Annotated in this window: 20 protein-coding genes and 1 tRNA gene; 14 read left to right on the forward strand and 7 right to left on the reverse strand. The window is 61.7% G+C overall.

From position 1 onward, the window contains the following. Positions 1-257: 257 nt before the first annotated feature. The 11 genes from mmoX to JJT62_RS10610 all read left to right on the forward strand — a co-directional run bounded on the left by mmoX (position 258) and on the right by JJT62_RS10610 (position 13,753). Positions 258-1,841, forward strand: a complete 1,584-nt coding sequence (mmoX, locus tag JJT62_RS10560; protein ID WP_202072714.1) for an aromatic/alkene monooxygenase hydroxylase subunit alpha — start codon at positions 258-260, stop codon at positions 1,839-1,841. A 133-nt stretch (positions 1,842-1,974) separates the two neighbouring features. Then, complete coding sequence (gene mmoY, locus JJT62_RS10565; protein WP_202072715.1) at positions 1,975-3,162, forward strand: aromatic/alkene monooxygenase hydroxylase subunit beta; 1,188 nt, start codon at positions 1,975-1,977, stop codon at positions 3,160-3,162. A gap of 13 nt (positions 3,163-3,175) precedes the next feature. Then, positions 3,176-3,592 carry a methane monooxygenase regulator MmoB gene (mmoB, locus tag JJT62_RS10570; protein WP_202072716.1) on the forward strand — a complete coding sequence of 139 codons (417 nt, stop codon included), beginning with the start codon at positions 3,176-3,178 and terminating at the stop codon, positions 3,590-3,592. Between the two features lie 26 nt (positions 3,593-3,618). Beyond that, a complete protein-coding gene (mmoZ, locus tag JJT62_RS10575; RefSeq protein WP_202072717.1) occupies positions 3,619-4,128 on the forward strand; it encodes an aromatic/alkene monooxygenase hydroxylase subunit gamma in 510 nt (169 codons plus the stop codon). A gap of 79 nt (positions 4,129-4,207) precedes the next feature. After that, the gene (gene mmoD, locus JJT62_RS10580) at positions 4,208-4,543 is read left to right on the forward strand and encodes a soluble methane monooxygenase-binding protein MmoD (protein WP_202072718.1); all 336 of its coding nucleotides are present in this window, start codon (positions 4,208-4,210) and stop codon (positions 4,541-4,543) included. Between the two features lie 17 nt (positions 4,544-4,560). After that, a complete protein-coding gene (mmoC, locus tag JJT62_RS10585; protein ID WP_202072719.1) occupies positions 4,561-5,592 on the forward strand; it encodes an aromatic/alkene monooxygenase hydroxylase FAD-binding subunit MmoC in 1,032 nt (343 codons plus the stop codon). A gap of 421 nt (positions 5,593-6,013) precedes the next feature. After that, entirely contained in the window at positions 6,014-6,379 is a 366-nt protein-coding gene (locus JJT62_RS10590) for an STAS domain-containing protein (RefSeq protein ID WP_246744822.1), read from the forward strand. A 10-nt stretch (positions 6,380-6,389) separates the two neighbouring features. Then, positions 6,390-6,815 carry an ATP-binding protein gene (locus JJT62_RS10595; RefSeq protein WP_202072720.1) on the forward strand — a complete coding sequence of 142 codons (426 nt, stop codon included), beginning with the start codon at positions 6,390-6,392 and terminating at the stop codon, positions 6,813-6,815. A gap of 42 nt (positions 6,816-6,857) precedes the next feature. Beyond that, complete coding sequence (locus JJT62_RS10600) at positions 6,858-10,145, forward strand: NAD-glutamate dehydrogenase domain-containing protein (protein WP_202072721.1); 3,288 nt, start codon at positions 6,858-6,860, stop codon at positions 10,143-10,145. 18 nt (positions 10,146-10,163) lie between these two features. Continuing rightward, positions 10,164-12,746, forward strand: coding sequence for a PAS domain S-box protein (locus JJT62_RS10605; protein ID WP_202072722.1), 2,583 nt, complete (start codon positions 10,164-10,166; stop codon positions 12,744-12,746). A gap of 56 nt (positions 12,747-12,802) precedes the next feature. After that, entirely contained in the window at positions 12,803-13,753 is a 951-nt protein-coding gene (locus tag JJT62_RS10610; RefSeq protein ID WP_202072723.1) for a patatin-like phospholipase family protein, read from the forward strand. 4 nt (positions 13,754-13,757) lie between these two features. Here the strand turns inward: JJT62_RS10610 and JJT62_RS10615 are convergent, their stop codons facing one another. The 7 genes from JJT62_RS10615 to JJT62_RS10645 all read right to left on the reverse strand — a co-directional run bounded on the left by JJT62_RS10615 (position 13,758) and on the right by JJT62_RS10645 (position 17,407). Further along, a complete protein-coding gene (locus JJT62_RS10615; protein WP_202072724.1) occupies positions 13,758-14,063 on the reverse strand; it encodes a hypothetical protein in 306 nt (101 codons plus the stop codon). Positions 14,064-14,278: 215 nt separating this feature from the next. Next, positions 14,279-14,497 carry a hypothetical protein gene (locus tag JJT62_RS10620; RefSeq protein ID WP_202072725.1) on the reverse strand — a complete coding sequence of 73 codons (219 nt, stop codon included), beginning with the start codon at positions 14,495-14,497 and terminating at the stop codon, positions 14,279-14,281. A gap of 188 nt (positions 14,498-14,685) precedes the next feature. Beyond that, on the reverse strand, positions 14,686-15,378 hold the full coding sequence (locus JJT62_RS10625; protein WP_202072726.1) for a Fic family protein: 693 nt from the start codon (positions 15,376-15,378) through the stop codon (positions 14,686-14,688). Then, positions 15,362-15,550, reverse strand: coding sequence for a hypothetical protein (locus JJT62_RS10630; protein ID WP_202072727.1), 189 nt, complete (start codon positions 15,548-15,550; stop codon positions 15,362-15,364). Before JJT62_RS10630 ends, JJT62_RS10625 begins: the two co-directional genes overlap by 17 nt. Before the next feature lie 327 nt (positions 15,551-15,877). Continuing rightward, positions 15,878-15,953, reverse strand: a tRNA-Asn gene (locus JJT62_RS10635). Between the two features lie 75 nt (positions 15,954-16,028). Next, positions 16,029-16,940 carry a sugar kinase gene (locus JJT62_RS10640; RefSeq protein ID WP_202072728.1) on the reverse strand — a complete coding sequence of 304 codons (912 nt, stop codon included), beginning with the start codon at positions 16,938-16,940 and terminating at the stop codon, positions 16,029-16,031. 125 nt (positions 16,941-17,065) lie between these two features. Next, positions 17,066-17,407 carry an iron-sulfur cluster assembly accessory protein gene (locus JJT62_RS10645; protein ID WP_202072729.1) on the reverse strand — a complete coding sequence of 114 codons (342 nt, stop codon included), beginning with the start codon at positions 17,405-17,407 and terminating at the stop codon, positions 17,066-17,068. A 25-nt stretch (positions 17,408-17,432) separates the two neighbouring features. On the opposite strand from JJT62_RS10645, the gene JJT62_RS10650 reads away from it, so the two are divergent. From JJT62_RS10650 to argS, 3 genes are all read left to right on the forward strand, one after another. After that, on the forward strand, positions 17,433-18,671 hold the full coding sequence (locus tag JJT62_RS10650) for a deoxyguanosinetriphosphate triphosphohydrolase (protein ID WP_202072730.1): 1,239 nt from the start codon (positions 17,433-17,435) through the stop codon (positions 18,669-18,671). Between the two features lie 144 nt (positions 18,672-18,815). Next, positions 18,816-21,053 carry a multicopper oxidase family protein gene (locus tag JJT62_RS10655; protein ID WP_202072731.1) on the forward strand — a complete coding sequence of 746 codons (2,238 nt, stop codon included), beginning with the start codon at positions 18,816-18,818 and terminating at the stop codon, positions 21,051-21,053. Positions 21,054-21,138: 85 nt separating this feature from the next. Next, positions 21,139-22,920, forward strand: a complete 1,782-nt coding sequence (gene argS, locus JJT62_RS10660) for an arginine--tRNA ligase (protein WP_202072732.1) — start codon at positions 21,139-21,141, stop codon at positions 22,918-22,920. Positions 22,921-22,942: the final 22 nt, after the last annotated feature.

Here is a 22,942-nt window from a genome sequence, read left to right on the forward strand (position 1 = left end):
ATCGACGCCATCGCTCATGAAACATTTCGACCTCATCTCGAATCCTTTGCAATAGCTTCGATTCATGAATCTCGCGACGAGTGGCATGCGCCTTGCCAAACAAGTCAGGTCGCCGCTTGCAGAAGAAACGCAGCGGTGACGTCGAAGGTTTCCTTATTCGAAATTTGTAAGCGAGGCGCCCGAGCCGAAACTGCGGGGCGTCACGAAAAGCAAAGCCCACGAAGTTGGAAACGATAAGTCAGGTAGGAGGAACAAGCATGGCGATCAGTCTCGCAACCAAGGCGGCGACCGACGCTCTGAAGGTCAACCGCGCTCCGGTCGGCGTCGAGCCGCAGGAGGTGCACAAGTGGCTGCAGAGCTTCAATTGGGACTTCAAAGAAAACCGCACCAAATACGCCACCAAATATCATATGGCGAACCAGACCAAGGAGCAGTTCAAGGTCATCGCCAAGGAATACGCCCGCATGGAGGCGGCCAAGGACGAGCGCCAGTTCGGCACTCTGCTTGACGGCCTTACGCGTCTCGGCGCCGGCAACAAAGTGCATCCGCGCTGGGGCGAGACCATGAAAGTGATCTCGAACTTCCTCGAGGTCGGCGAGTATAACGCCATCGCCGCTTCGGCCATGCTGTGGGACTCCGCCACCGCCGCCGAGCAGAAGAACGGCTATCTCGCTCAGGTGCTCGACGAAATTCGTCACACGCATCAGTGCGCTTTCATCAATCACTATTATTCCAAGCATTATCACGATCCGGCCGGCCACAATGACGCCCGTCGCACCCGTGCGATCGGCCCGTTGTGGAAGGGCATGAAGCGCGTCTTCGCCGATGGCTTCATCTCCGGCGACGCCGTGGAATGCTCGGTCAATCTGCAGTTGGTCGGCGAAGCCTGCTTCACCAATCCGCTGATCGTCGCTGTCACCGAATGGGCTTCGGCCAATGGCGACGAGATCACGCCGACGGTGTTCCTGTCGGTGGAGACCGACGAGCTGCGCCATATGGCGAATGGCTATCAGACGGTGGTGTCGATCGCCAATGATCCGGCGGCGGCGAAGTTCCTCAACACCGATCTGAACAACGCCTTCTGGACGCAGCAGAAGTATTTCACGCCGGCCCTCGGCTATCTGTTCGAATACGGCTCCAAGTTCAAGGTCGAGCCGTGGGTGAAGACCTGGAACCGCTGGGTCTACGAGGATTGGGGTGGAATCTGGATCGGTCGTCTCGGCAAATATGGCGTGGAGAGCCCCCGCTCGCTGCGCGACGCCAAGACGGACGCCTATTGGGCCCATCACGATCTCGCCCTCGCGGCCTATGCGCTGTGGCCGCTCGGCTTCGCGCGTCTGGCTCTGCCGGACGAGGAGGACCAGGAGTGGTTCGAGGCGAACTATCCGGGTTGGGCCGATCATTACGGCAAGATCTACAACGAGTGGAAGAAGCTCGGCTACGAGGATCCCAAGAGCGGATTCATCCCCTACGCCTGGCTGCTGCAGAACGGTCACGACGTTTACATCGACCGCGTCTCGCAGGTGCCGTTCATCCCGTCTCTCGCCAAGGGCTCCGGCTCGCTGCGCGTGCACGAGTTCAACGGCAAGAAGCATTCGCTCACGGATGAGTGGGGTGAGCGCATGTGGCTGTCGGAGCCGGAGCGCTACGAGTGCCACAACCTCTTCGAGCAATATGAGGGACGCGAATTGTCCGAGGTGATCGCCGAGGGCCATGGCGTTCGCTCCGACGGCAAGACGCTGATCGCCCAGCCTCACGTGCGCGGCGACAACCTCTGGACGCTCGAGGACATCAAGCGCGCGGGCTGCGTCTTCCCCGATCCGCTCGCGAAATTCAACTGATCTCCGGTCGGCGGCGCAGGCTGTCGAAAGAACAAGAATTCCCGGCGCGTCTGGCACGCGCCGGGATCTTGGCGGGCGATGTGCGCCCGCCCACTGTGAAGCACGAACAAATCCCTAGTGGAGGACATCTAAAATGTCACAGCCTCAAAGCTCTCAGGTTACGAAGCGAGGTCTCACTGATCCGGAACGCGCAGCGATTATCGCCGCGGCTGTTCCGGATCACGCGCTGGATACGCAGCGCAAATATCATTATTTCATCCAGCCGCGCTGGAAGCGCCTGTCGGAATATGAGCAACTGTCCTGCTACGCGCAGCCCAACCCCGACTGGATCGCCGGCGGCCTCGATTGGGGCGATTGGACTCAGAAATTCCACGGCGGCCGTCCGTCCTGGGGCAATGAGAGCACCGAGCTGCGCACGACCGACTGGTATCGCCATCGCGATCCGGCCCGTCGCTGGCACGCGCCTTATGTGAAGGACAAATCGGAAGAGGCGCGCTACACGCAGCGCTTCCTCGCCGCCTATTCTTCCGAGGGCTCGATCCGCACCATCGACGCCTATTGGCGCGATGAAATCCTCAACAAATATTACGGCGCGCTGCTGTACAACGAATATGGCCTGTTCAACGCCCATTCGTCGGTCGGCCGCGACTGTCTGTCGGACACGATCCGTCAGTCGGCGACCTTCGCCGGTCTCGACAAGGTCGACAATGCGCAGATGATCCAGATGGAACGTCTGTTCATCGCCAAGCTCGTGCCGGGCTTCGACGCGTCGACAGACGTTCCGAAGAAGATCTGGACCACCGATCCGATCTACGCCGGCGCGCGCGGCGCGGTGGAAGAGATCTGGCAGGGCATTCAGGATTGGAACGAGATCCTCTGGGCGGGTCACGCCGTCTATGACGCGACCTTCGGCCAGTTCGCCCGCCGCGAGTTCTTCCAGCGTCTGGCGACGGTCTATGGCGACACGCTCACGCCCTTCTTCACGGCGCAATCGCAGACCTATTTCCAGACCACGCGCGGCGCGATCGAAGATCTCTTCGTCTACTGCCTCGCCAATGACCCCGAATTCGGCGCGCACAACCGCACCTTCCTCAACGCCTGGACCGAGCATTATCTCGCGCGTTCGGTCAATGCGCTGAAGGATTTCGTCGGCATCTACGCCAAGGTCGAGAAAGTCGCGGGCGCGACCGATCGCGCGGGCGTCTCGGAAGCGCTCCAGCGCGTTTTCGGCGATTGGAAGGTCGATTACGCCGACAAGATCGGGTTCAAGATCGACGTCGACCAGAAGGTCGACGCCGTTCTCTCCGGCTACAAGAATTGAGAAGGACGCTCATATGTCTAGCGCACATAACGCTTATAACGCCGGCATCATGCAGAAGACTGGCAAGGCCTTCGCGGACGAGTTTTTCGCCGAGGAGAACCAGGTCGTCCACGAGTCCAACGCGGTCGTTCTCGTTCTGATGAAGAGCGACGAAATCGACGCGATTATCGAGGACATCGTGCTCAAGGGCGGCAAAGCGAAGAATCCGTCGATTGTCGTCGAGGACAAGGCGGGCTTCTGGTGGATCAAGGCCGATGGCGCGATCGAGATCGACGCCGCCGAAGCCTCCGACCTGCTCGGCAAGCCGTTCTCGGTCTACGACCTTCTCGTGAATGTGTCGTCGACCGTCGGTCGCGCCTATACGCTCGGCACGAAATTCACCATCACCTCGGAACTCATGGGCCTCGATCGCGCCCTGACCGACATCTGATCGGTCCGATGACAAGGAATGCCACAATGGCGAAAAGAGAACCGATCCACGACAATTCCACTCGCGCAGAGTGGGAAGGCAAGATCAAAAAGCTGAACAGCGTAGACCAGGCGACGAAGTTCATTCAGGACTTCCGCGTCAGTTACAGCTCGCCGTTCCGCAAGAGCTACGACCTCGATGTCGATTATCAATATATCGAACGCAAGATCGAGGAGCGTTTGTCGGTGCTCAAGACCGAGAAGCTCCCTGTGGCGGATCTCATCACCAAGGCGACGACCGGAGAGGACGCCGCCGCGGTGGAGGCCGCATGGATCGCCAAGATGCAAGCGGCCAAGAGCAAATATGAGGCGGAGCGCATTCACATCGAGTTCCGTCAGCTCTACAAGCCGCCGGTTCTGCCGGTGAATGTGTTCCTGCGCACCGATGCGGCGCTCGGCACCATTCTGATGGAGCTGCGCAACACGGATTATTACGCGACGCCGCTCGAGGGCTTGCGCAAGGAGCGCGGCGTCAAGGTCCTGCATCTGCAGGCGTGACGACTTTATCCGCTTCGTAAAGATAGAGCGTTCGGGCGGCCGTCCGCCCGAACGCCCCCTCTAGAGAGGAGGAAACGCCATGACGCTTTCGGCGGAACATGCGACGGTCGAGCAAGGGATTCTGATTCACGCGGATTCACGCTACGCCGCCTATACGATGGACCTCGATTATATGTGGCGCTGGGAAATCCTGCGCGATGGCGAGTTTATCCAGGAAGGATGCTCGCTGTCGCAGGATTCGGCGCGCGAGGCGGTCGCTCATGTGTTGAGCTACTTCCGACGGCAGGACGATGCCGCCGCGACGCCCGGCGACAATAGCCTGGAGATCAAGCGGCTATTGCGCGCAATCGGCACGCCGGAGCCCATCAACGACAAGAACGACAAGACGAAAAACGAACTGGCGCAGCCAGAGTAGCATAGGGCGGGAGACGTATGTATCAGATCGTCATTGAGACAGAGGATGGAGAAACCTGTTCATTCGAATGCGGACCGAGCGAGGACGTCATCTCTGCGGGCCTTCGTCAGAGCGTGATTCTTCTCGCGTCCTGCCGGGCCGGCGGCTGCGCGACCTGCAAGGCCGATTGCGCGGACGGCGATTATGAGCTCATCGACGTCAAGGTCCAGGCGCTGCCGCCGGACGAGGAGGAAGATGGGAAGGTTCTGCTGTGCCGCACCTTTCCGCGCAGCGATCTCCACATCGTTGTGCCTTACACCTATGATCGCATCTCCTTCCAGGCGATCCAGACGAATTGGCTTGCCGAGATCGCCGAGTGCGACAGGGTGTCGTCGAATGTCGTGCGGCTGGTTCTACAGCCGTTGACGGCCGATGGCGCGGCGCCGATTTCGCTGAACTTCCTGCCGGGACAATTCGTCGACATCGAAATTCCCGGCACACATACGCGCCGCTCTTATTCGATGGCCTCGGTCGCCGAGGACGGCCGGCTGGAGTTTTTCATTCGTCTGCTGCCGGATGGCGCCTTCTCCAACTATCTGCGCACGCAGGCGCACGTCGGCCAACGCGTCGCGCTGCGGGGGCCGGCGGGCTCCTTCTCGCTGCACAAGAGCGAGCGGCCGCGCTTTTTCGTCGCCGGCGGAACCGGATTATCGCCGGTCCTGTCGATGATCCGGCAGTTGCACAAGGAGAGCGATCCACAGCCCGCGACTTTGTTCTTCGGCGTCACCAATTATGAAGAGCTTTTCTATGTCGATGAGCTCAAGGCGCTGCAGCATTCGATGCCGAGCCTCGACGTGCAGATTGCTGTCGTGAATGTTTCCGAGGGCAATGGCGTCGCCAAGGGCACGGTAATCGATTTGCTGCAAGACGAGCTCGGCAGGCGCGCGGAGAAACCGGACATCTATCTCTGCGGCCCGCCGGGAATGATCGATGCGGCGTTCGCGGCCGCTTCTTCGGCCGGCGTCCCCAAGGAGCAAGTGTATCTCGAGAAATTCCTGGCGAGCGGCTGATCGGCTCTCTCGCAAAGAATTCCTGTCCGGCTGGCGCTTGCCGGGCAGGGCTCCCCAACTACTGCCCGGGCTACGTCCTGGGCAGGCTTTTTATTCTGAGCTTCCACGTTCCTTTCTCGCCGCCAACCCATTTATAGCCGACGGACGGGCGTCACGCTTGGACGCAACGCCTTCGGCGGGCATCTTTGATTTCCCTTCCGGCCATATTCCCCGCTACAGCCTTGCACGTAAGCCGTGTCTTTGGCTGTGTCGCTATCTGCCTAGCTAGCCAATCCATCTCGTGCGGCGGCAGGCGAAGGCGTCATTTAGCTTCCCCGTTCATCGGCACGGCTTCAAGCTGAGCCACTTCGGCAGGCTTATCCGTTGACAACGCTAGAGGCCGACCTAGCTAGCCATCTCACCGCTATGGCGGCCTTTGTCGATGTCCGGATCGACCTCGAACATGCAGCTCGAAACGCAGACCCAGAATGACCGAGCCGTCCTCATCGTGAAGGAGGAGCGTCTGGACGCGCACAATTCGAGCGAGCTCAAGGAACGCATTTTAAGGACTCTCGAAGAAGGCGGGCGCCGCCTGGTGGTCGATCTGGCGGACGTGAAATTCATCGACAGCTCCGGACTTGGCGCATTGCTGTCCGGCTACAAAAACGCAAGTCAGCGCTCTGGGACATTCGTGCTCTCTGGCCTACAGCCCCGCGTGCGCTCGATGTTCGAGCTGACGCGGCTCAACCGCGTCTTTGAAATCTACCCGCGCCTGCAAGAGGCGATCAGCAGCCAAGGCGTCAGCTAGCGATGCAGGCATGTCCAAGACAAGCATGAGCGTCGACATCGTCGTGCCGAACCAGACCCGCTATCTGCGTGTGATCGGCAATATCGCCGAGCAGATCGCAAAGGAGCTCGAGACGGATGCGGTCGACCAGGACATGCTCGCCTATCACCTCAATCTCGTTCTCACCGAAGCCGTCGCCAATGCGATGGAATATGCCGACGAGAGGCGCGCGGATCATACCGTGAAAATCTGTCTTTCGATCGAGGAGAACGATCTGCGTATCCGGGTTTACGACCATGGTCAGGGTTTCGATATCAGCGCCGTGCCGATGCCGGACATCGATGAACTCCAGGAACGGGGGCGGGGCATATTCCTCATTCGTAATCTGATGGACTCGGTCACCTATCAGAAGAGCGAAAGCGGCAATGTTCTCGAAATGCACAAGAGCTTGAAGTAACGCGCGCCGGCGGCAGCGAGAGAGAAAGAGAAAGCGCTCGCCATGGACGGGGACATTCACCTCCGCAACAATGTGGACGGAGCGGCGCAGACATCACGCCGCGCGGTGAACGGCGCCGCCGCGGAGTTTCCCGCAGATTATCGCGATCTCGTCGCGCCCCGGCAGCGCATGCGCGATCTGTTGAAGCTCGGCGAGGTCTTCGCCCCGAGCCGCCACGCCATCGATCTTCGCCGGCTTCGCGACGGGCGTGAGTATGATCTGCGAATCTACGGCGCACAGCCGCGCCCGCTCGACGATCTCATTCCGATCTTGCACAATCTCGGCCTTTCCGCCGTCGATCAGATTCTGTTTCCCGTGACGCTTTCGGGAGACAGGCGCTTCATTCGCAGTTTCCGCGTGAGGCCGGTGGACGCCGCGAAGGTTCAGCAATCACGGGCGCAGCTTCTTGCGGCGTTGAACGCATTGCTATCAGGGGAGGCGGAGGACGATCCCCTCAACAAGCTTGTCCTGCTCGCGGGGTTGAGCGCGAAGGAGATTGGCGTCCTTCGCGCCTACTGCTGCTATTATCTGCAACTTGGCGTGCGTGTGGACCGCTCGCGCTTGTATGAGGCGCTCATCGGTGGCGTCGAGGTCACGCGCCTGCTTTTCTCCTATTTCGAGACCAGGTTTTGTCCCGATCATGCAGGCCAAGGCTCGCTCGACGCGCTCGCCGAGATCAGGCAGCGTCTGATCGCCGCCTTCGACGAAATCTCCAATCTCACGGACGATCGCATTTTTCGCGATCTCTTCAACCTCATCGATGCGACGCTGCGCACGAATTTCTATCTGAACGACGAAAGCCAATCGAAGGCGCTGGCGCTCAAGATCAACAGTCTCGGCGTGATCGGCGCGCCGCCTCCCAAGCCGATGTTCGAAATCTTCGTCCATGCGCGCGCGATGACGGGCATACATCTGCGCGGCGCCAAGGTCGCGCGCGGCGGCATACGCTGGTCGGATCGCGCGCACGATTTGCGAACTGAAATTCTCGATCTCATGCAGACGCAGATGATCAAGAACGCCTTGATCGTTCCGCAGGGCGCCAAGGGCGGTTTCGCTTTGAAAACCCCGAGTTCCGACCCGTCCGGACGCGAAGCGGCGGGGAAGTCCGCCTATCGCGCATTTATCGGCGCGCTGCTGGAATTGACGGATAATCTCGATCCCGAGAAGCCTGGGCCAGCAGAGCGCATCTGCTACGATGAACCCGATCCCTATCTTGTCGTCGCGGCCGACAAGGGCACAGGCGCTTGGTCGGATATTGCCAATGAGATGTCACAGGCGCGCGGATTCTGGCTCGACGACGCCTTCGCCACCGGCGGATCGAACGGCTACAGCCACAAGCGCCTCGGCATAACCTCGCGGGGCGCCTGGGTCTGCGTGCGGCGTCATTTTCGCGAGATCGGTCGAAACATCGACGACCAGGGATTTTCCGTCGTCGGCGTCGGTTCGATGGATGGCGACGTCTTCGGAAACGGGATGTTGGAGGCGCACACCATCAGGCTGTTGGGGGCGTTCAGCGGCGAACATATCTTCATCGACCCCAACCCCGATCCGCTGATCTCTTACGATGAACGCCGGCGGCTTTTCGAGAAGCCGCGATCCTCCTGGGCGGATTACGACCCGGCCAAGATTTCGCGCGGCGGCGGCGTCTATCGCCGCGATGCGAAGGACATCGAGCTGAGCCCCGAGGCGCGGTCGTGGCTGCAAGCCAGAAACCGCTTGGTCGACGGCGAGGGGCTGATCCGTCTCCTGCTGGCGGCGCCTGTGGATTTGCTTTGGATGGGCGGCGTCGGCTCCTATGTGAAGGCAAGCGCGGAGACGGACGAGAGCGTTGGCGATCGGGCCAATGACGGCGCGCGGATCGACGCCAATCAGCTCCGCGCCAAAGTCGTCGGCGAAGGCGCGAATCTTGGTTTCACCCAAAGAGCGCGCGTCGAATATGCTTTGAATGGCGGCCGGATCAATACGGACGCCGTCGACAACTCGGCGGGCGTCGATCTGTCGGATCACGAGGTGAATCTCAAGATTTTGTTGCGCGGCCCGCATGGGGCGCAATTCGCTGCATCGAGCGAAATTCATCGTCTTCTGGAGAGCTTGACCGACGAAGTCTGCGCCGCGGTCCTGGACGACAATTATCATCAGAGCCTGTGCATCTCTCTCGAGCGGGAACGCGCCCTCGCCGATCTCGAACCATATATGGACGTCGCCGATCGGCTCGAGGCGGCGGCGCAGCTCGATCGTGAAAATAACGCTTTTCCAAATCGGCGGGAGCTTTTGGCGCGCGCGGAAGGGGGGCTGACGCGGCCGGAGCTGAGCATCCTCATGGCCGAGTCGAAATTGGCGTTGAAGCGGGCGCTTCTCGACGCGCCGGGATTTCTCGATTCCAAATGGAGCGAGGCGTTTCTCGCCGCCTATTTCCCGTCATCGCTGCGATCGGAAGACGCTTCCAGGATCGACGCGCATCCGCTTGCGCGCGAGATTGCTGCGACGGTCATCTGCAACAGGATCATCGATCAGGCCGGCGCGAGATTTCTTCTTTTCGGAGACCCGCTCGCGCCGACTCTGCTGACCGACGCCGTCGGCCTCTATCTTGCCTTCGACGAGATACTCGGAGGCGAGCGTTGGCGTAGCGCGGTCCGGAGCCTGGACGGCAGAATGAGCGCCGGGCGGCAATATGAATATCTGCTGCAACTCGAAGACGCTTTGGCCTATTTGTGCCGCTGGGCGCTGCAGGGCGGCCGCCGGCTCCAGCCGCAGACGCGCGAGGTCGCCGAATGGCGCGCCTATCTCGAAAAATATCTCGCCTATTTTTCGCAAAGCGCGGAAGCGTCGATCCTCGACGCCAATGCGCCGGAGGCGTCCCGCGAGATGTTCCTCAACAGGCTGAGGGATTTTCCATTTCTCGTAGCGCTTGCCGAGCAGGGCGGCAAGGACGTCGCGGTGGCGGCGCGGTTTTTCGACGAGGTTGGAGGAAGCCTCGGCGTGCGCCAGATCGCTGCATTGGCCGGCGAGCTTACGGCGCGGGACGCGTGGGAGGGGAAGCTGCAGACGGCGGTCGGGGAACGACTGCGCGCCGCGACCGCGCGCATTGCGGGTGTCGCCTTGAGGGCTGGCGTCGAGGAGCCGGCCGCCATTTTCCGGCTCGCCGACCTCGCGCCGAAGCTGACGGAACTGCGCAAGCTACGCGCCGAGATCGTCGAAAGCGCGCCGAAAACCGTTGCGCCCTTTGCGCTCTTTGCCTCCGAGCTCGACGCCTTGGTCGAAGCCTGTAATTCCGCCCGGCGCGCGGCGTGATGCGAGGAGGACGAGCCCGTGGAAGAAGAGCCGCTCACGCATCTGCTTCTTGAAGCCAGCAACGAGGCTGCGTGTTTGCTGGACTCGTCCGGTCTCGTGCTGGCGTTGAACAGCCGCGCCCGGCAACTCATCGGATACAAGGAAAGCGAGCTGGTCGGACGCCCATTCCCGGGCAGGCCGAAGATTGCGATGGCGGGGGCCAAAGACGGGCCGCTTTCATGGTTGATGGCGCCCGCCCGGCAGTGGATCGACGTGCGGATCAAGCGGAAGGACGAAAAGGAGATCGACGCGAGTTGCGAGGTTTATCGGCTCGGAACGAAAGGTCTCGCTGGGCTACTACTGAAACTGAAGGCCGAAGAAACCTCGACGGCGGCGCTCGAGGATATGAAAATCAAGCTCGATGCGATCTTCGGGGGAATGGCCGACGGTCTGGTCGTCATCGACGAGTTCGGAAAGATCCTGTTCTTCAGTGCAGGCGCCGAGAAGCTCTTTGGCTATCGCGCCGAAGAAGTGATGGGCGCAAATGTGAAATTGCTGATGCCGTCACCCTACAAGGAGGAGCACGACAGTTATCTTGCGGCCTATCGCGACACCGGAATACGCAAGATCATCGGAATCGGACGCGATGTTTCGGGACGGCGCAGGGACGGCGCGATTTTCCCGATGTATCTTTCCATCGGCGAAATATGGCTCGAGGGTCGTCGCTACTTCGTCGGCGTCACCCACGATCTGACGAAGACGAAACGCGCCGAAAGCCGCCTGTGGATGCTGACGGCGGCCATCGAGCAAAGTCCTGTCGCGGTGATGATCTCCGATAGAAACGGCCTCATCGAATATGTGAACGACTATTTCACGAAGCTCACAGGATACAGCGAAGCGGAGGTCATCGGACAAAACCCTCGAATCCTTCATTCCCCGCACACGCCGAGAGACCAGCATCTGCGCTTGTGGCGCACGATCGAAAGCGGCGCGGAGTGGCGCGGAGAAATTCAGGACCGGCGAAAAGACGGCGCGCTTTATTGGGCCTATGAGATCATCGCGCCCTTGCGCGACGAGGATGGGCAGGTCAGGCACTATCTCGCCATTCAGCAGGACGTCACCGAGCAAAGGCGCGACAAAGAGGCGCTGGCGGAAAGCGAGGAGCGCTTTCGCAAGGTCGCGGAGATGGTCGGCGAGTGGCTTTGGGAGCAGGACGCAGAGGGCCGCTACACTTATAGCAGCGACGCCGTAAGGGAAATTCTCGGGCTCGAGCCTTCCGATCTATTGGGTAAGAGTTATCTCAGCATTCTCCAGCCCGAAGGCGACGGTTCGCCGCTTGCTGGTAAACTGCCGACTCCTACACCATTCCATCGCATCGTCAATTGCTACTTGCGCGGCGATGGGCGGCGGGTTTTCACCGAGTCCAGCGGCGCCCCGATATTCGACGAGAACGGACGTTTGGCGAAGTGGCGCGGCGTCGATCGTGATATTACCGAGCGAAAGGAATATGAGGACGCCTTGCGCGTGCGTAATCGCGCGATGGAGGCGGTGCATGTCGGCATTGTGATCTGCGACGCGCGCGCGCGCGGAAATCCGAATATCTACGTCAATCCCGCGCTCGCCGATATGACCGGCTATTCGCAGGAGGAGCTGCTACGGGGCGGCATGCATATCCTGCAGGGGCCGGGGACCGATCCGGCGGCTGTCGCCAAGATTCGGCATGCCCTGCAAACGGGCGAGGGCTGCGAAGTCACCTTGCAAAACTACCGCAAGAATGGCGAGGCCTTCTGGAACGAATTGCTTATTTCTCCCGTCCCTGACGAGACCGGGGCGATCACGCATTACATCGGCATTCAGACCGACGTCACCGAAAAGCGGCGCGCCGAGGAAAGCCGCCGTGACCTCGAAATCGCCAAGCAGATTCAGTTGTCACTCCTGCCCGACAAGCCGTTACGCTTGCCGCATGCCGAGATCGCGGGCGTGTGTTTGCCGGCGACCCATGTCGGCGGGGATTATTTCGATTATTTCGAGAATGGCCAGAATCTGGATTTCGTCGTCGCCGACGTGTCGGGTCATAGCGTCGGCGCCGCGCTGATCATGACGGAAGTCAGAAGCATGGTCCGCGCTCAATCCCGGCCAGCGGCGGCCGCCCATCCCGCTCACATGCTGCGCGAGCTCAACGATCTGCTCTACGAGGATCTCGACCGGTCGGAACTGTTCATCACCATGTTTTTCTGCCGATATGAATCCGCCACTGGACGGCTGAAATATGCGAATGCAGGCCATAATCCCGGGCTGCTGTTGCGATCGGGACGCCAAGACTGCATGGAGCTCGATAGCGACGGGCTCGTGCTGGGCGCCATGCGCGTGGTCGATTTCCAGGAACGCAGCGTGCTTTTATCGCAGGGCGACAAGCTTCTCTTTTACACCGACGGCGTCGTCGAGGCCCAGGACGCCTCCGGCGCATTCTTCGGGCTGGAGCGCCTGTGCCGGCGCTTTGCCGCCAATCGAGAATTTGCGCCCGAGGTCATCGTGCGGAAACTTTTGCGCGAGGTGCGGGATTTTTGCGCGCCGGCGATGATGGGCGACGATGCGGCTTTGGTTGTTTTGGAAGTGAGCTAGCGCGGGGAAGGCGACGGGCCTCTCGCTCCATCTCTCTTTCTTGGAGAAAAGCCTGAATGGCCGCGGCGATCGGCAACCCCTTCGGGCGACGCAAGATCGGCCTTGCGCTGAGCAGCGGCGTCGCGAGGGGATGGGCGCATATCGGCGCAATCAACGCGCTGACGAAGCTCGGCGTTCCGTTCGACATCGTCGCTGGATCATCCGCAGGCGCATTGGTCGGGGCCTGCTATCTCGCCAAGGAATTAGATGAGCTGGAGCGGTGGGCTTTGTCGCTCACCAAGCGACGGATTCTCGGCTACATCGACTTGCATTTCGGGCGCGGAAGCCTGCTCAGCGGCAATCGGATCATCGACGAGGTAAGCCGGCTGCTGGGCGCGCGCAGGGTCGAAGATTTGCAAAACTCGTTCGTCGCCGTCGCGACGGATCTGACGACCGGCCACGAGATTTGGCTTCAACATGGGGGGCTCGTCGACGCCGTCCGGGCTTCCATAGCGCTTCCCGGCCTTCTGCCGCCGATCGAATCGGGCAATCGCGTTCTGGCGGACGGCGCGCTCGTCGACCCTTTGCCGGTCGCGCCCTGCCGCGCCTTGGGAGCGGACCTTGTGATCGCGATCAATCTCAACACTGACGTCATCGGGAAGATGCGGCGTAGCGAAACGTCGCCGCGGACCTCGATCGGCTTCGATCCGCTGGTGCTCGGCGTCCATGACGTTGCGTCGGCGCGCCAGGCGAGCGCGACCCGCGCCTTCGTCCAGCAGGGAGGCGATCTCCCGAGCCTCTTCGGCGTGTTGACCACTTCGCTCGGCATTATGCAGGACCGGCTGACGCGGTCCCGCCTCGCCGGCGATCCGCCCGACGTGCACATCACGCCGCGCGTGGGACACATCGGATTGCTCGAGTTCGAGCGCGCCAAGGAGGCGATCTGGGAGGGCGAGCAATCGGTCGAGCGCAAGCGCGGGGAGGTGATAGATTTGCTGCGCGCAGCCGGAATCGATTTCCCCGTTTGAGGTTTTAGCGGTTCTGCCCCTCGCGCTTCATTTGTCCGACTCGCGTTGCAATATCCACAAACGAGAGGCTCGGCTCCTCGGACGTCGCATGAATGGCTTGCCGTAGGAAGCGCGCCGGGAAACAGATCGCTTCGACGTTGGAGCCGCGCATGTCTTCCGACCGGTTCGGATCCTCGCTCAACGCGGCCTCGACTTTGGCGAGCAGCCCGTCGATTTCCTCTCGCTTGAAAACGCCTTTCTCGCACAATGCGCCGAGGAGGGCGGCGAGGATGACATAAATGCCTTCGAGTTGGAGATTGGCGGTATTCATGGCGCACCTCTGCCTGGAAACATCGGCCCCTACGCCTGGTTGCGTCTGGCGCGCGTCATAAAGCCTGCGCGTTTCGAGCCCTCTGCGGCGTAGGCGCCGAAGGGTCATGTAGGGCGGCGCCGGGTCAGAACCGAGTGGGCTAAGGTAGCGCGGGAACTCTGAGCAAGAGGCCCGGCCGCCGATCGGGCGGCGGGGCGCTTTGTTGAGGTCTCTGCTCAGCACACCCATTTCCAAAGGAGCTCGGAGTCGCTCCACTGCCAACAGACGCCGGGATTGAGAGGACGCCCTGGCGCGCTCCAATCGCGGTGCTGGTAGCGCCAGTGGCCGCCGTAAGCCTGGATGTTGCCGTCAGAAGGAAAGGGTCCGGCGCTCTGCGCATGGGCCGAGCCGCCGGCCGTCAGAAGCGCGGCGATCGTCAAAAGCGTGAGTTTCATTGCTGCCTCCCGCAGTGAGGGAGGAACATTTAGGGCGCTTCGTCGGCGTCTCAACTCTTCAAAGGAACCACCGCGGTGGCAGGAGTGCGCCTGGTCGCCAGTCCACTTTAGGTTCGGTTGGGCGTCATGGCTGCTGCGAGGAACCGATTCCCGGCCAGCCAGGAACATGGTTTGTCATTTGCTGCGGGTCACAACTCCACCGAGCCGCCGGTGTTGAGAGGAGGAACCCCGCCCACTTCTTCGTAATATGCGAGAAGCTGCTTCGCGAGCATTCCGCTCAGCAAGCCCTCCATATTGCTCAGGTCGATCCGTCCCTCTTTGTAAGCGTCATCTGCAGCATCAAGCGCCGCAAAGTAGCCGCTCCGGTCAGCTTGGATCTGGTCGGGAATCGTCGGCTTGCCAGGCAGAACAGCGCCCGATTTGGCAAGCAGGACCAGATAAGAGGCTATGCGAGATGTTCTCCCATTGCCATCGGCAAAAGGGTGAATCCAGTTTAGGCGCCACATGACGTAGGCCGCCAAGTGAAGCGCGCTTGCCGTGTTCCAAGCGCCATTCACGTAGTCGCATAGATCTTCCACTAACTCCGGGACTAAATGAGCGTCCGGCGGAACGTGTCGGCTTTTTCTGATTTCGACTGGACCGGGGCGGAAGTTTCCTGCGTACATGCTGATATTGCGCAGCGCCTCGCGGTGTAACGCGAGAATTGTGGAGGGTCGAAGCCGAAACGCACAGCGGTCTATTGCTTCTTGAGCAAGGGCAATGCCAGCGTCGTACTGGCGGAAGCCGTTCCTAACTTCCGCTTCTGCCCTTTCCTTTGGGTCTTTAATTAGCTCCGGGTCTTGCGCGAGGCTATCCCGGCGAGCATCAGCCTCGTTGGTCATGGCGCTCCTGAGCGACGACCACTGCTTGCTGCTCGACCATCTCGCGAGTGATAAGCTCGTTCTCAAAAGCGGTGTTGCCGTAAACGAACGACTTGCGCTGTTCCTCGCGGTGTTCTGGGGAGGGCGCCGCCCGTTTTGCAGCCTCTATCAGAATCTCTAGATCGCGCGGCATAGCTTCTCTCCTCTGGCCCTGGGAGCCTTATTTGTTATCTTTGAAGCTGGTTTACAGCTGGTGCGCGTCGAGTGGCAATCATCGTGCCTATCGCTGACCTTTTTATGCCCCCCAAATATGGCTCAGGAAAAGCGAACAACAAAGCTTCAATCTCTGCGTCATCTCGACCATTCGGCCGCCCGGCAAAGCGGTCACAGCATCGGCGCACGGGATGCTGAGGCGAGGGGCTAGTGCGGGGGCGGAAGCAGCCGTGTTAGGAATGGCGTTATGAGGGCGCACGACCATGCGAGCGAACGCTCGCTAAATCAGTTGGTTCAGCAGTGCGATTGGCTCCCCGAGTAGGACTCGAACCTACGACCTAGCGATTAACAGTCGCGTGCTCTACCAGCTGAGCTATCGGGGAACGACGTGGTGGAGGGCGTATACAAGGCCCCGTCGGGTTTGCCAAGCCCTTTCGCGCAGCCTGTTGATAACTCCCTCAGACCTGGGCTTCCGCAGCCGCGGTCTCGCTGAATTCGGCGAGCGCTTTCGCAACGTCCTCGCGGGCGGGCAGGCCGGCTTCATTGCCGAGGTGCTGGACCTTATGCGCCGAAGCCGCGCGCGCGAATTCGAAATGCGCGCGCCAGCCCGCCTCGGGCCGTTCGAGAAAAGAGGCGCAATAGGCGCCGTGAAAGACGTCGCCGGCGCCGGAGGTGTCGATGACCCGCTCGGAGGGCACGTGCAGCGAGGGCAAATGCTGCTGCACGCCGTCCTCGCCACACCAGAAGGTGCCTTTCTCGCCCACCGTGACGGCGGCGATTCGGCAGCCCTTGGATTTCAGCCAGGCGAGCATCTCCGATTCGGAGAAGGACATCTGCTTGCAGAGCTGTTTCGAGACCACGGCGACGTCGACAAAGTCGATCAGCTCCTCGAGGCGGGGACGCATCGCGCCGCCGTCGAGGGAGACCAGCACGCCGCGCTCGCGCGCCGCCTTGGCGTAATGGATGGCGGCGTCGGCCATATGGCCGTCGAGATGCAGCACGCGCGCGCTCGAAATATCGAGGCGTAGGAAGGGCTGCAGATAGTGATCGTCGCGCGCGCGCAGAATGGCGCGCTTGCCGTCGTTGGGCAGCACGAAGGAGAGCGAGGAGCGCGCCACCTTGCGCGGATGCAGGCGGATTCCATAAGCGTCGGCCATTTCCGCAAACATATGGCCGAGCCAGTCGCGCGCCTGCGTCGTCAGCATATGCACGTCGTGACCAAGCTTGGCGCAGGCGAAGCCGGCGGTGACGGCGTTGCCGCCGAAGCTCACGGCGTAATCGCGGGCGACCATCTTCTCGTCGCCGGCCGGCATTTCGTCAGTGAGCATGGTGACGTCGATATAGGCGTGGCCGAGGAAAAGCGCTTCCAAGAATCAGGCTCCGCAATGGTGGGGCGGCTTGTCACCGTCGCCGGTTTCGATGGCGCCCGAGTGTCACTGGACCGCGAGCCTTCAGGCTCGCACTTTTCTAAGCGAGCCTGAAGGCTCGCGGTCCTTTAAAGCGCGAAGCTCGTGCCGCAACCGCAGGAAGAGACGGCGTTCGGGTTCTCGATTCGGAAGGACTGTCCCATCAGATCGTCCACGAAGTCGACCTTCGCCCCCGTAAGGAAGCCCAGCGACGCGGGATCGATCGCCACTCGGGCGCCGTCCTGCTCCAAAAGCGCGTCGTCGGCGGCGGGCGCGGGGTCCACGACGAATTTATATTGGAAGCCGGAGCAGCCGCCGCCCTCGACGGCGACGCGGAAGACCGCGCCCGGGGCTTCATTGGCGAGAATCGCCGCAATACGCTTCGCCGCCTGTTCTGTGAGCGCCACGTCGCGCGACAGGGTCGCTGTCATGCCTCTCCCCTTTGGATTCTTGCTTATGCCGTCGATTGCGGGCTATGGCGGCAACATAGGTCCGAACTTCCGGCCTTTCAATGACTGGAGCCCGACCGTGGCGCTGCGCCAGCCCCTCGCGCCTTATGCCTGCGACGCCACAAATTCGCGCGGGCGCCTCTACGCCGTCGCGCCGTCGCCGACTCGCAGCGAATTTCAGCGCGACCGCGACCGCATCATCCATTCCACGGCCTTCCGGCGCCTCGCGCATAAGACGCAGGTCTTCGTGCCGCTCGACGGCGACCATTTCCGCACGCGGCTGACCCATACGATCGAAGTCGGGCAGATCGCCCGCGCAATCGCCCGGGCGCTGAGGGTCGACGAGGACCTCGCGGAGGCGGTGGCGCTGGCGCATGATCTCGGCCACACGCCTTTCGGCCATGCCGGGGAGGAGGCGCTGGAAGCCTGCATGAAGCCCTATGGCGGTTTCGACCACAATTCCCAGGCGCTACGCGTCGTGACGTTGCTGGAGCGTCGTTACGCCGATTACGACGGGCTCGACCTCACATGGGAGGCGCTCGAAGGCATTGTGAAGCACAATGGGCCGCTCGCGGGGCCGAAAGCATTAAGACCCCCATCGCGTTATATTTGCGAATTCGACGCCGGCTATCCGCTGGAGCTCTCCTCCTTCGCGGGCGTGGAGGCGCAGGCGGCGGCGCTCGCCGACGACATCGCCTATATCGGCCACGACATGGATGACGGCCTGCGCGCCAATCTCTTCACGCTGGAGGACATTGCAGGAGCCGTGTCCTTCGTCGCCGGATTGCTGGAGGAAATCGCGCGCAAGCATCCCGGCCTCGAACGCGGCCGCGTCATCCATGAGCTGGTGCGCCGGGTGATCACGCGCTTCGTCGAGGATGCGATCGGGACGGCGCAGGCGCGTCTCGAGCAGCATTCTCCTCGCTCGGCCGAAGAGGTCCGCGGGGCAGGGGAGGCGATGGTCGCGCTCTCCGACGCGATGCGCGCGGCCGAGCGCGACATCAAGCGCTTCCTCTTCGCCAATATGTATCGGCACGAGCGGGTGATGGGCGTCTGGACCCGCGCCGAGGACGCGATCTCGCGCCTTTTCCCGGCGTTTTTCGAGCAGCCGTCGCTCATGCCGGCCGAATGGGCGACGCTGGCGGCGGCGCGCGACGGCGCCGCGAGAGCGGTGGTGGTGGCGGATTACATCGCCGGGATGACCGACAGATATGCGCTGCGCGAGGTGAAACGGCTTTTCGGGTAAACTATTGCAGGGGAAATACGCTTGCGCTACGCAGGGTTAGCGCTCGAAGGCAATTGGCTGAAGAGGGCGTGCGTGGCCGCACATTTCATTGCGGCGACGTCGCACATGCTTTTCGAGGGCTGATTTTTCAGGAGGGACTTAGTGATGGCTTTGAGCTTCGAAAACCATTTGCCGCTTGGTGCGCTCGACATCGTTACGACGGGGCAGACGAGCGTATGGGGCTGCCTCACATTCACCGTCGAAGCGCGTAACGTGAAGTTCATCGACGCGGTCGATCCCAACAACCCGCCCGACCCGAAGAATCCGAACGCGTGGTGCTATATTCGGAGCGGCTCGCCGCAGGAGCGGGCGGCGACGCTGGAAAATTATCTTGGGCCCGTGATCAACGTCCAGCGCGGCCAGCCGCTGAAGACGGTCTGGATCAATAAGCTGCCCTCCATGGGCGCGGCGAAAGCAGGCGAAGCGCGCCCGCTCGCCATGCCGCCGATCAATCCTGCCGATATGGAGATGGGCAAGGACATTCCCCAGTTCCGCTCCATGAATTACGCGCTCGGCGTCGTCACCCATCTGCATGGCGGCAAAGTATTGCCGACCTCGGACGGCTGGCCGCTGCATCCGGCGAGCTACGAAGGCAATCCCTTCCACATGCCCTCGCATCGGACCTATTTCTACCCGAATGATCAGCGGGCCACGATGCTGTGGTTCCACGACCATTCGATGGACAATACCGCGCAGCAGGTGCACGCGGGCCTGGCCGGCCTTTATTTCATCCGCGACCATTCCGACGCCGAGATTTTTCATCTGATCGGCGGCGAAGCGCAGGAAATCCCGCTCGTCATCCAGGACCGCTGCTTCGCGTCGAAGGGCCAGGATGGCCTCGAGGTGGATTACACACGCATCGACTATAAGAAGGGCGTGCCCCTCCTTAAGACCTTGGACCGCACCGCCCGGCCGGAGTTTCTCGGCGACACGATTTTCGTCAATGGGCGTCCGTGGCCGCATGTTCACGCCGATCGAAAGATTTATCGGCTGCGCGTGCTCAACGGCTCGAACGCCCGCACTTATGCGCTCACATTGGCCGATCCCACTGGAACGGACAATGGCAAGGTTTGGTACGGGGATCGGCTGACGGCGATCGGCAATGAAGCGGGCTTGCTCGGCAAGAGCGTCACGCTGCAGGACAAGCATTATTTGCTGCTGGCGCCGGGCGAACGTCTGGACCTTTTGGTCGACTTCACGGGGGTGAAGCCGGAGGTCAACGCGCTCATCCTCGTCAATTTGGCGCTTGCGGGGTACAAGCCCGGAGCCCCGGACGACGAACCAATTTTCCAGTTTGACGGAAATTCGGTGATGCCGCCGGACAGCAACAAGGCGCTCGCCGCCATTGGCGCCGCCAATCAACCTAATCCGGACCCCTATCTTCCGCTCGCCAATTTGCTCCAGTTTAGATTTGCTGCGGCCGGGCACGTCCATCATGGCATGAGCGACAGCGCGGCTTCGGCGCTCGACACCTGCACGCTGGATAAAATTCTGCGCCGCCACGCTGACGACGAGAGCTTCCATTGGGTCCCTGGCACATCGCCTGAGCTCGCGCCGAGCCCGGCAAATGCGCCGATCGCTCACAATCGTTTCATCGTCTTGATGAACGATACGCGCAAGCTGGCGCAAAATGGCGAAAACGCGCCTTACACCGGCGACACGCCGTGGCGCGATACGCAAATCTGGGAGCTTCGTCCGGCGACCGCGCCGTCAGGCGATCCGACCGTTTTCCCTGTGCCTTTCGACGCGAAGCTCAACGATCCGACGCAACAAGGCGCGCCGGCTGCGGCCGTGTCCTATCAGGTGGCGCGGGCCTTCTTCTTCGAGCCAGAGGAGCCAATGCCGCCGCACGCGGCCACCCATAAGGATCAGCTCTGGGGGCTTGCGACGCAGAACAGCAATCCGGCGGGATTTCCGCCGATCTACCGCTACCCCCACCTCTATCGGATCAATCCGTCGCAGGGCCGTCAGGTGATCCAGCCGGTGGAGGGGACCTATGAGCGGTGGTACGTCGCGAATATCGGCAATGACCCGACGAACCTCGCCGGGGGCGCGCCGGATATGCACCCCTTCCACCTGCATCTGGTGAATTTCGTGGTCACCCGGCGTTGGGCGCTGAACAGCGCGAACCAATTCGTGGAGACGACGGGAAACCGCCCGCTCGATTTCGACAAGGTCGCGCGCCATGACACCGTGCGCATCCAGTCGAATGAGCTTGTGGAGCTGCTGGTGCATTTCCCGAAGGGTTATACCGGCCGCTACCCCTATCACTGCCACCTCGTCGAGCACGAGGACATGGGGATGATGCTGCATTTCGACGTCCAGGCCCGGCAAGGCGCCTGAGGGGCCTGACGGGCCGGTCGCCGGAGATGCATTCGCGCGCGGGGTCTGCTAGACCCGCGCGCGAAATCCCTTGATCCGGACCGCCATGAACATTTTCGACATCTTCCACGCCCGCATCGCTTCGATCCTCGACCAGCTCCAGGCAGACGGCCGCCTACCGGCGCTCGATCACGCGCGCTTCGTCGTCGAGCCGCCGAAGGATGCGGCGCTGGGCGATCTCGCCTGCAACGCCGCCATGGTCTTCGCCAAGGAGGCCAAGCCCTCTTTCGCCAATCCGCGCGAGCTGGCCGTGGCGATCTGCTACGCTTTGGCCGAATCCGAGGGCGTGGCGACGGCCGAGGTGGCCGGCCCGGGCTTCATCAACATCCGTCTGAAGCCTGAAATCTTTTCGCAGGTGCTGCGCGCCGCTCTAAACGATCCCGAAAACTTCGGCCGAGTCGAGAAGGGCCGGGCAGGGGCGCTGCAGGGCAAGGTCAACGTCGAATATGTCTCCGCCAACCCCACTGGCCCGATGCATGTCGGCCATGGACGTGGCGCGGTCTTCGGCGACGCGCTCGCTAATCTCCTGGCCTTCTCCGGCTGCGAGGTGACGCGCGAATATTACATCAACGACGCGGGCGCCCAGGTCGATGTGCTCGCCCGCTCCGCCTTCATGCGCTACCGCGAGGCGCTGGGCGAAACCATCACCATTCCGGAGGGGCTTTATCCCGGCGATTATCTCGTGCCGGTGGGCCAGGCGCTCGCCGAGGCGCATGGCAAGGCGCTTTTGGACAAGTCCGAGAGTGAATGGCTGCCGGTCGTCAAGAATGCGGCCATCGACGCCATGATGGACATGATCCGCGACGATCTCGCCGCGCTCAATATCCGCCATGAGGTCTTCTTCTCCGAGCGCACGCTGCACGACAGCTCGAACGGCCCGTCGAAGATCGATGCAGCGATCGAGTGGCTGCGCGAGAAGGGGCTTGTGTACGAGGGCCGCCTGCCACCGCCCAAGGGCCAGCTTCCCGACGATTGGGAGGATCGCGAGCAGACGCTCTTCCGCTCGACCGACTTCGGCGACGATGTGGATCGCGCGCTGAAAAAATCGGACGGCTCGCCGACCTATTTCGCCGCCGACATCGCCTATCACAAGGACAAGATCGACCGGGGCTTCGATACGCTGGTCGACGTCTGGGGCGCCGATCACGGCGGCTATGTGAAGCGGATGGGCGCCGCCGTCGCGGCGCTCTCCGACAGGAAGGTCACGCTCGACGTGAAGCTTTGCCAGCTCGTCAAGCTGATGCGCAATGGCGAGCCGGTGAAGATGTCGAAGCGCGCCGGCGATTTCGTCACGCTGCGCGAAGTGGTCGATGAAGTCGGCTTGGACGCCGTGCGCTTCATGATGCTCTATCGCAAGAATGACGCGCCGCTCGATTTCGACCTCGCCAAGGTCATCGAGCAATCGAAGGACAACGCCGTCTTCTATGTGCAATACGCCCATGCGCGGGCCAAATCGGCGGTGCGTCAGGCGCTCGCGGCCTTTCCCGACCTCGACGTTTCCTTGCCGGCGCTGGCGGGCGCAAAGCTCGAGCTGCTTACGGATGAAGGTGAATTGCAGCTTGCCCGCGTGATCGCCCAATATCCGCGCGCCATAGAGGCGGCCGCCGCCGCCCATGAGCCGCATCGGGTCGCGTTTTACCTCTATGAGATCGCAAGCGTGTTCCATGCCCACTGGAACCGCGGCAAAGATCAGCCACAATTACGCTTTGTTAATGCCAAGGAGAGAGATTTAACGAGCGCCCGGGTCGCGTTGGTTTTATCCTTAACAATCGTCCTGGGGTCGGGCTTGAGGCTTCTCGGCGTGAGCGCCCCCGACGAAATGCGTTGACGCGCGACCTTCGGCCTTAGCC

This window comes from Methylocystis sp. Sn-Cys (assembly GCF_016745395.1).
Lineage (GTDB): Bacteria > Pseudomonadota > Alphaproteobacteria > Rhizobiales > Beijerinckiaceae > Methylocystis > Methylocystis iwaonis.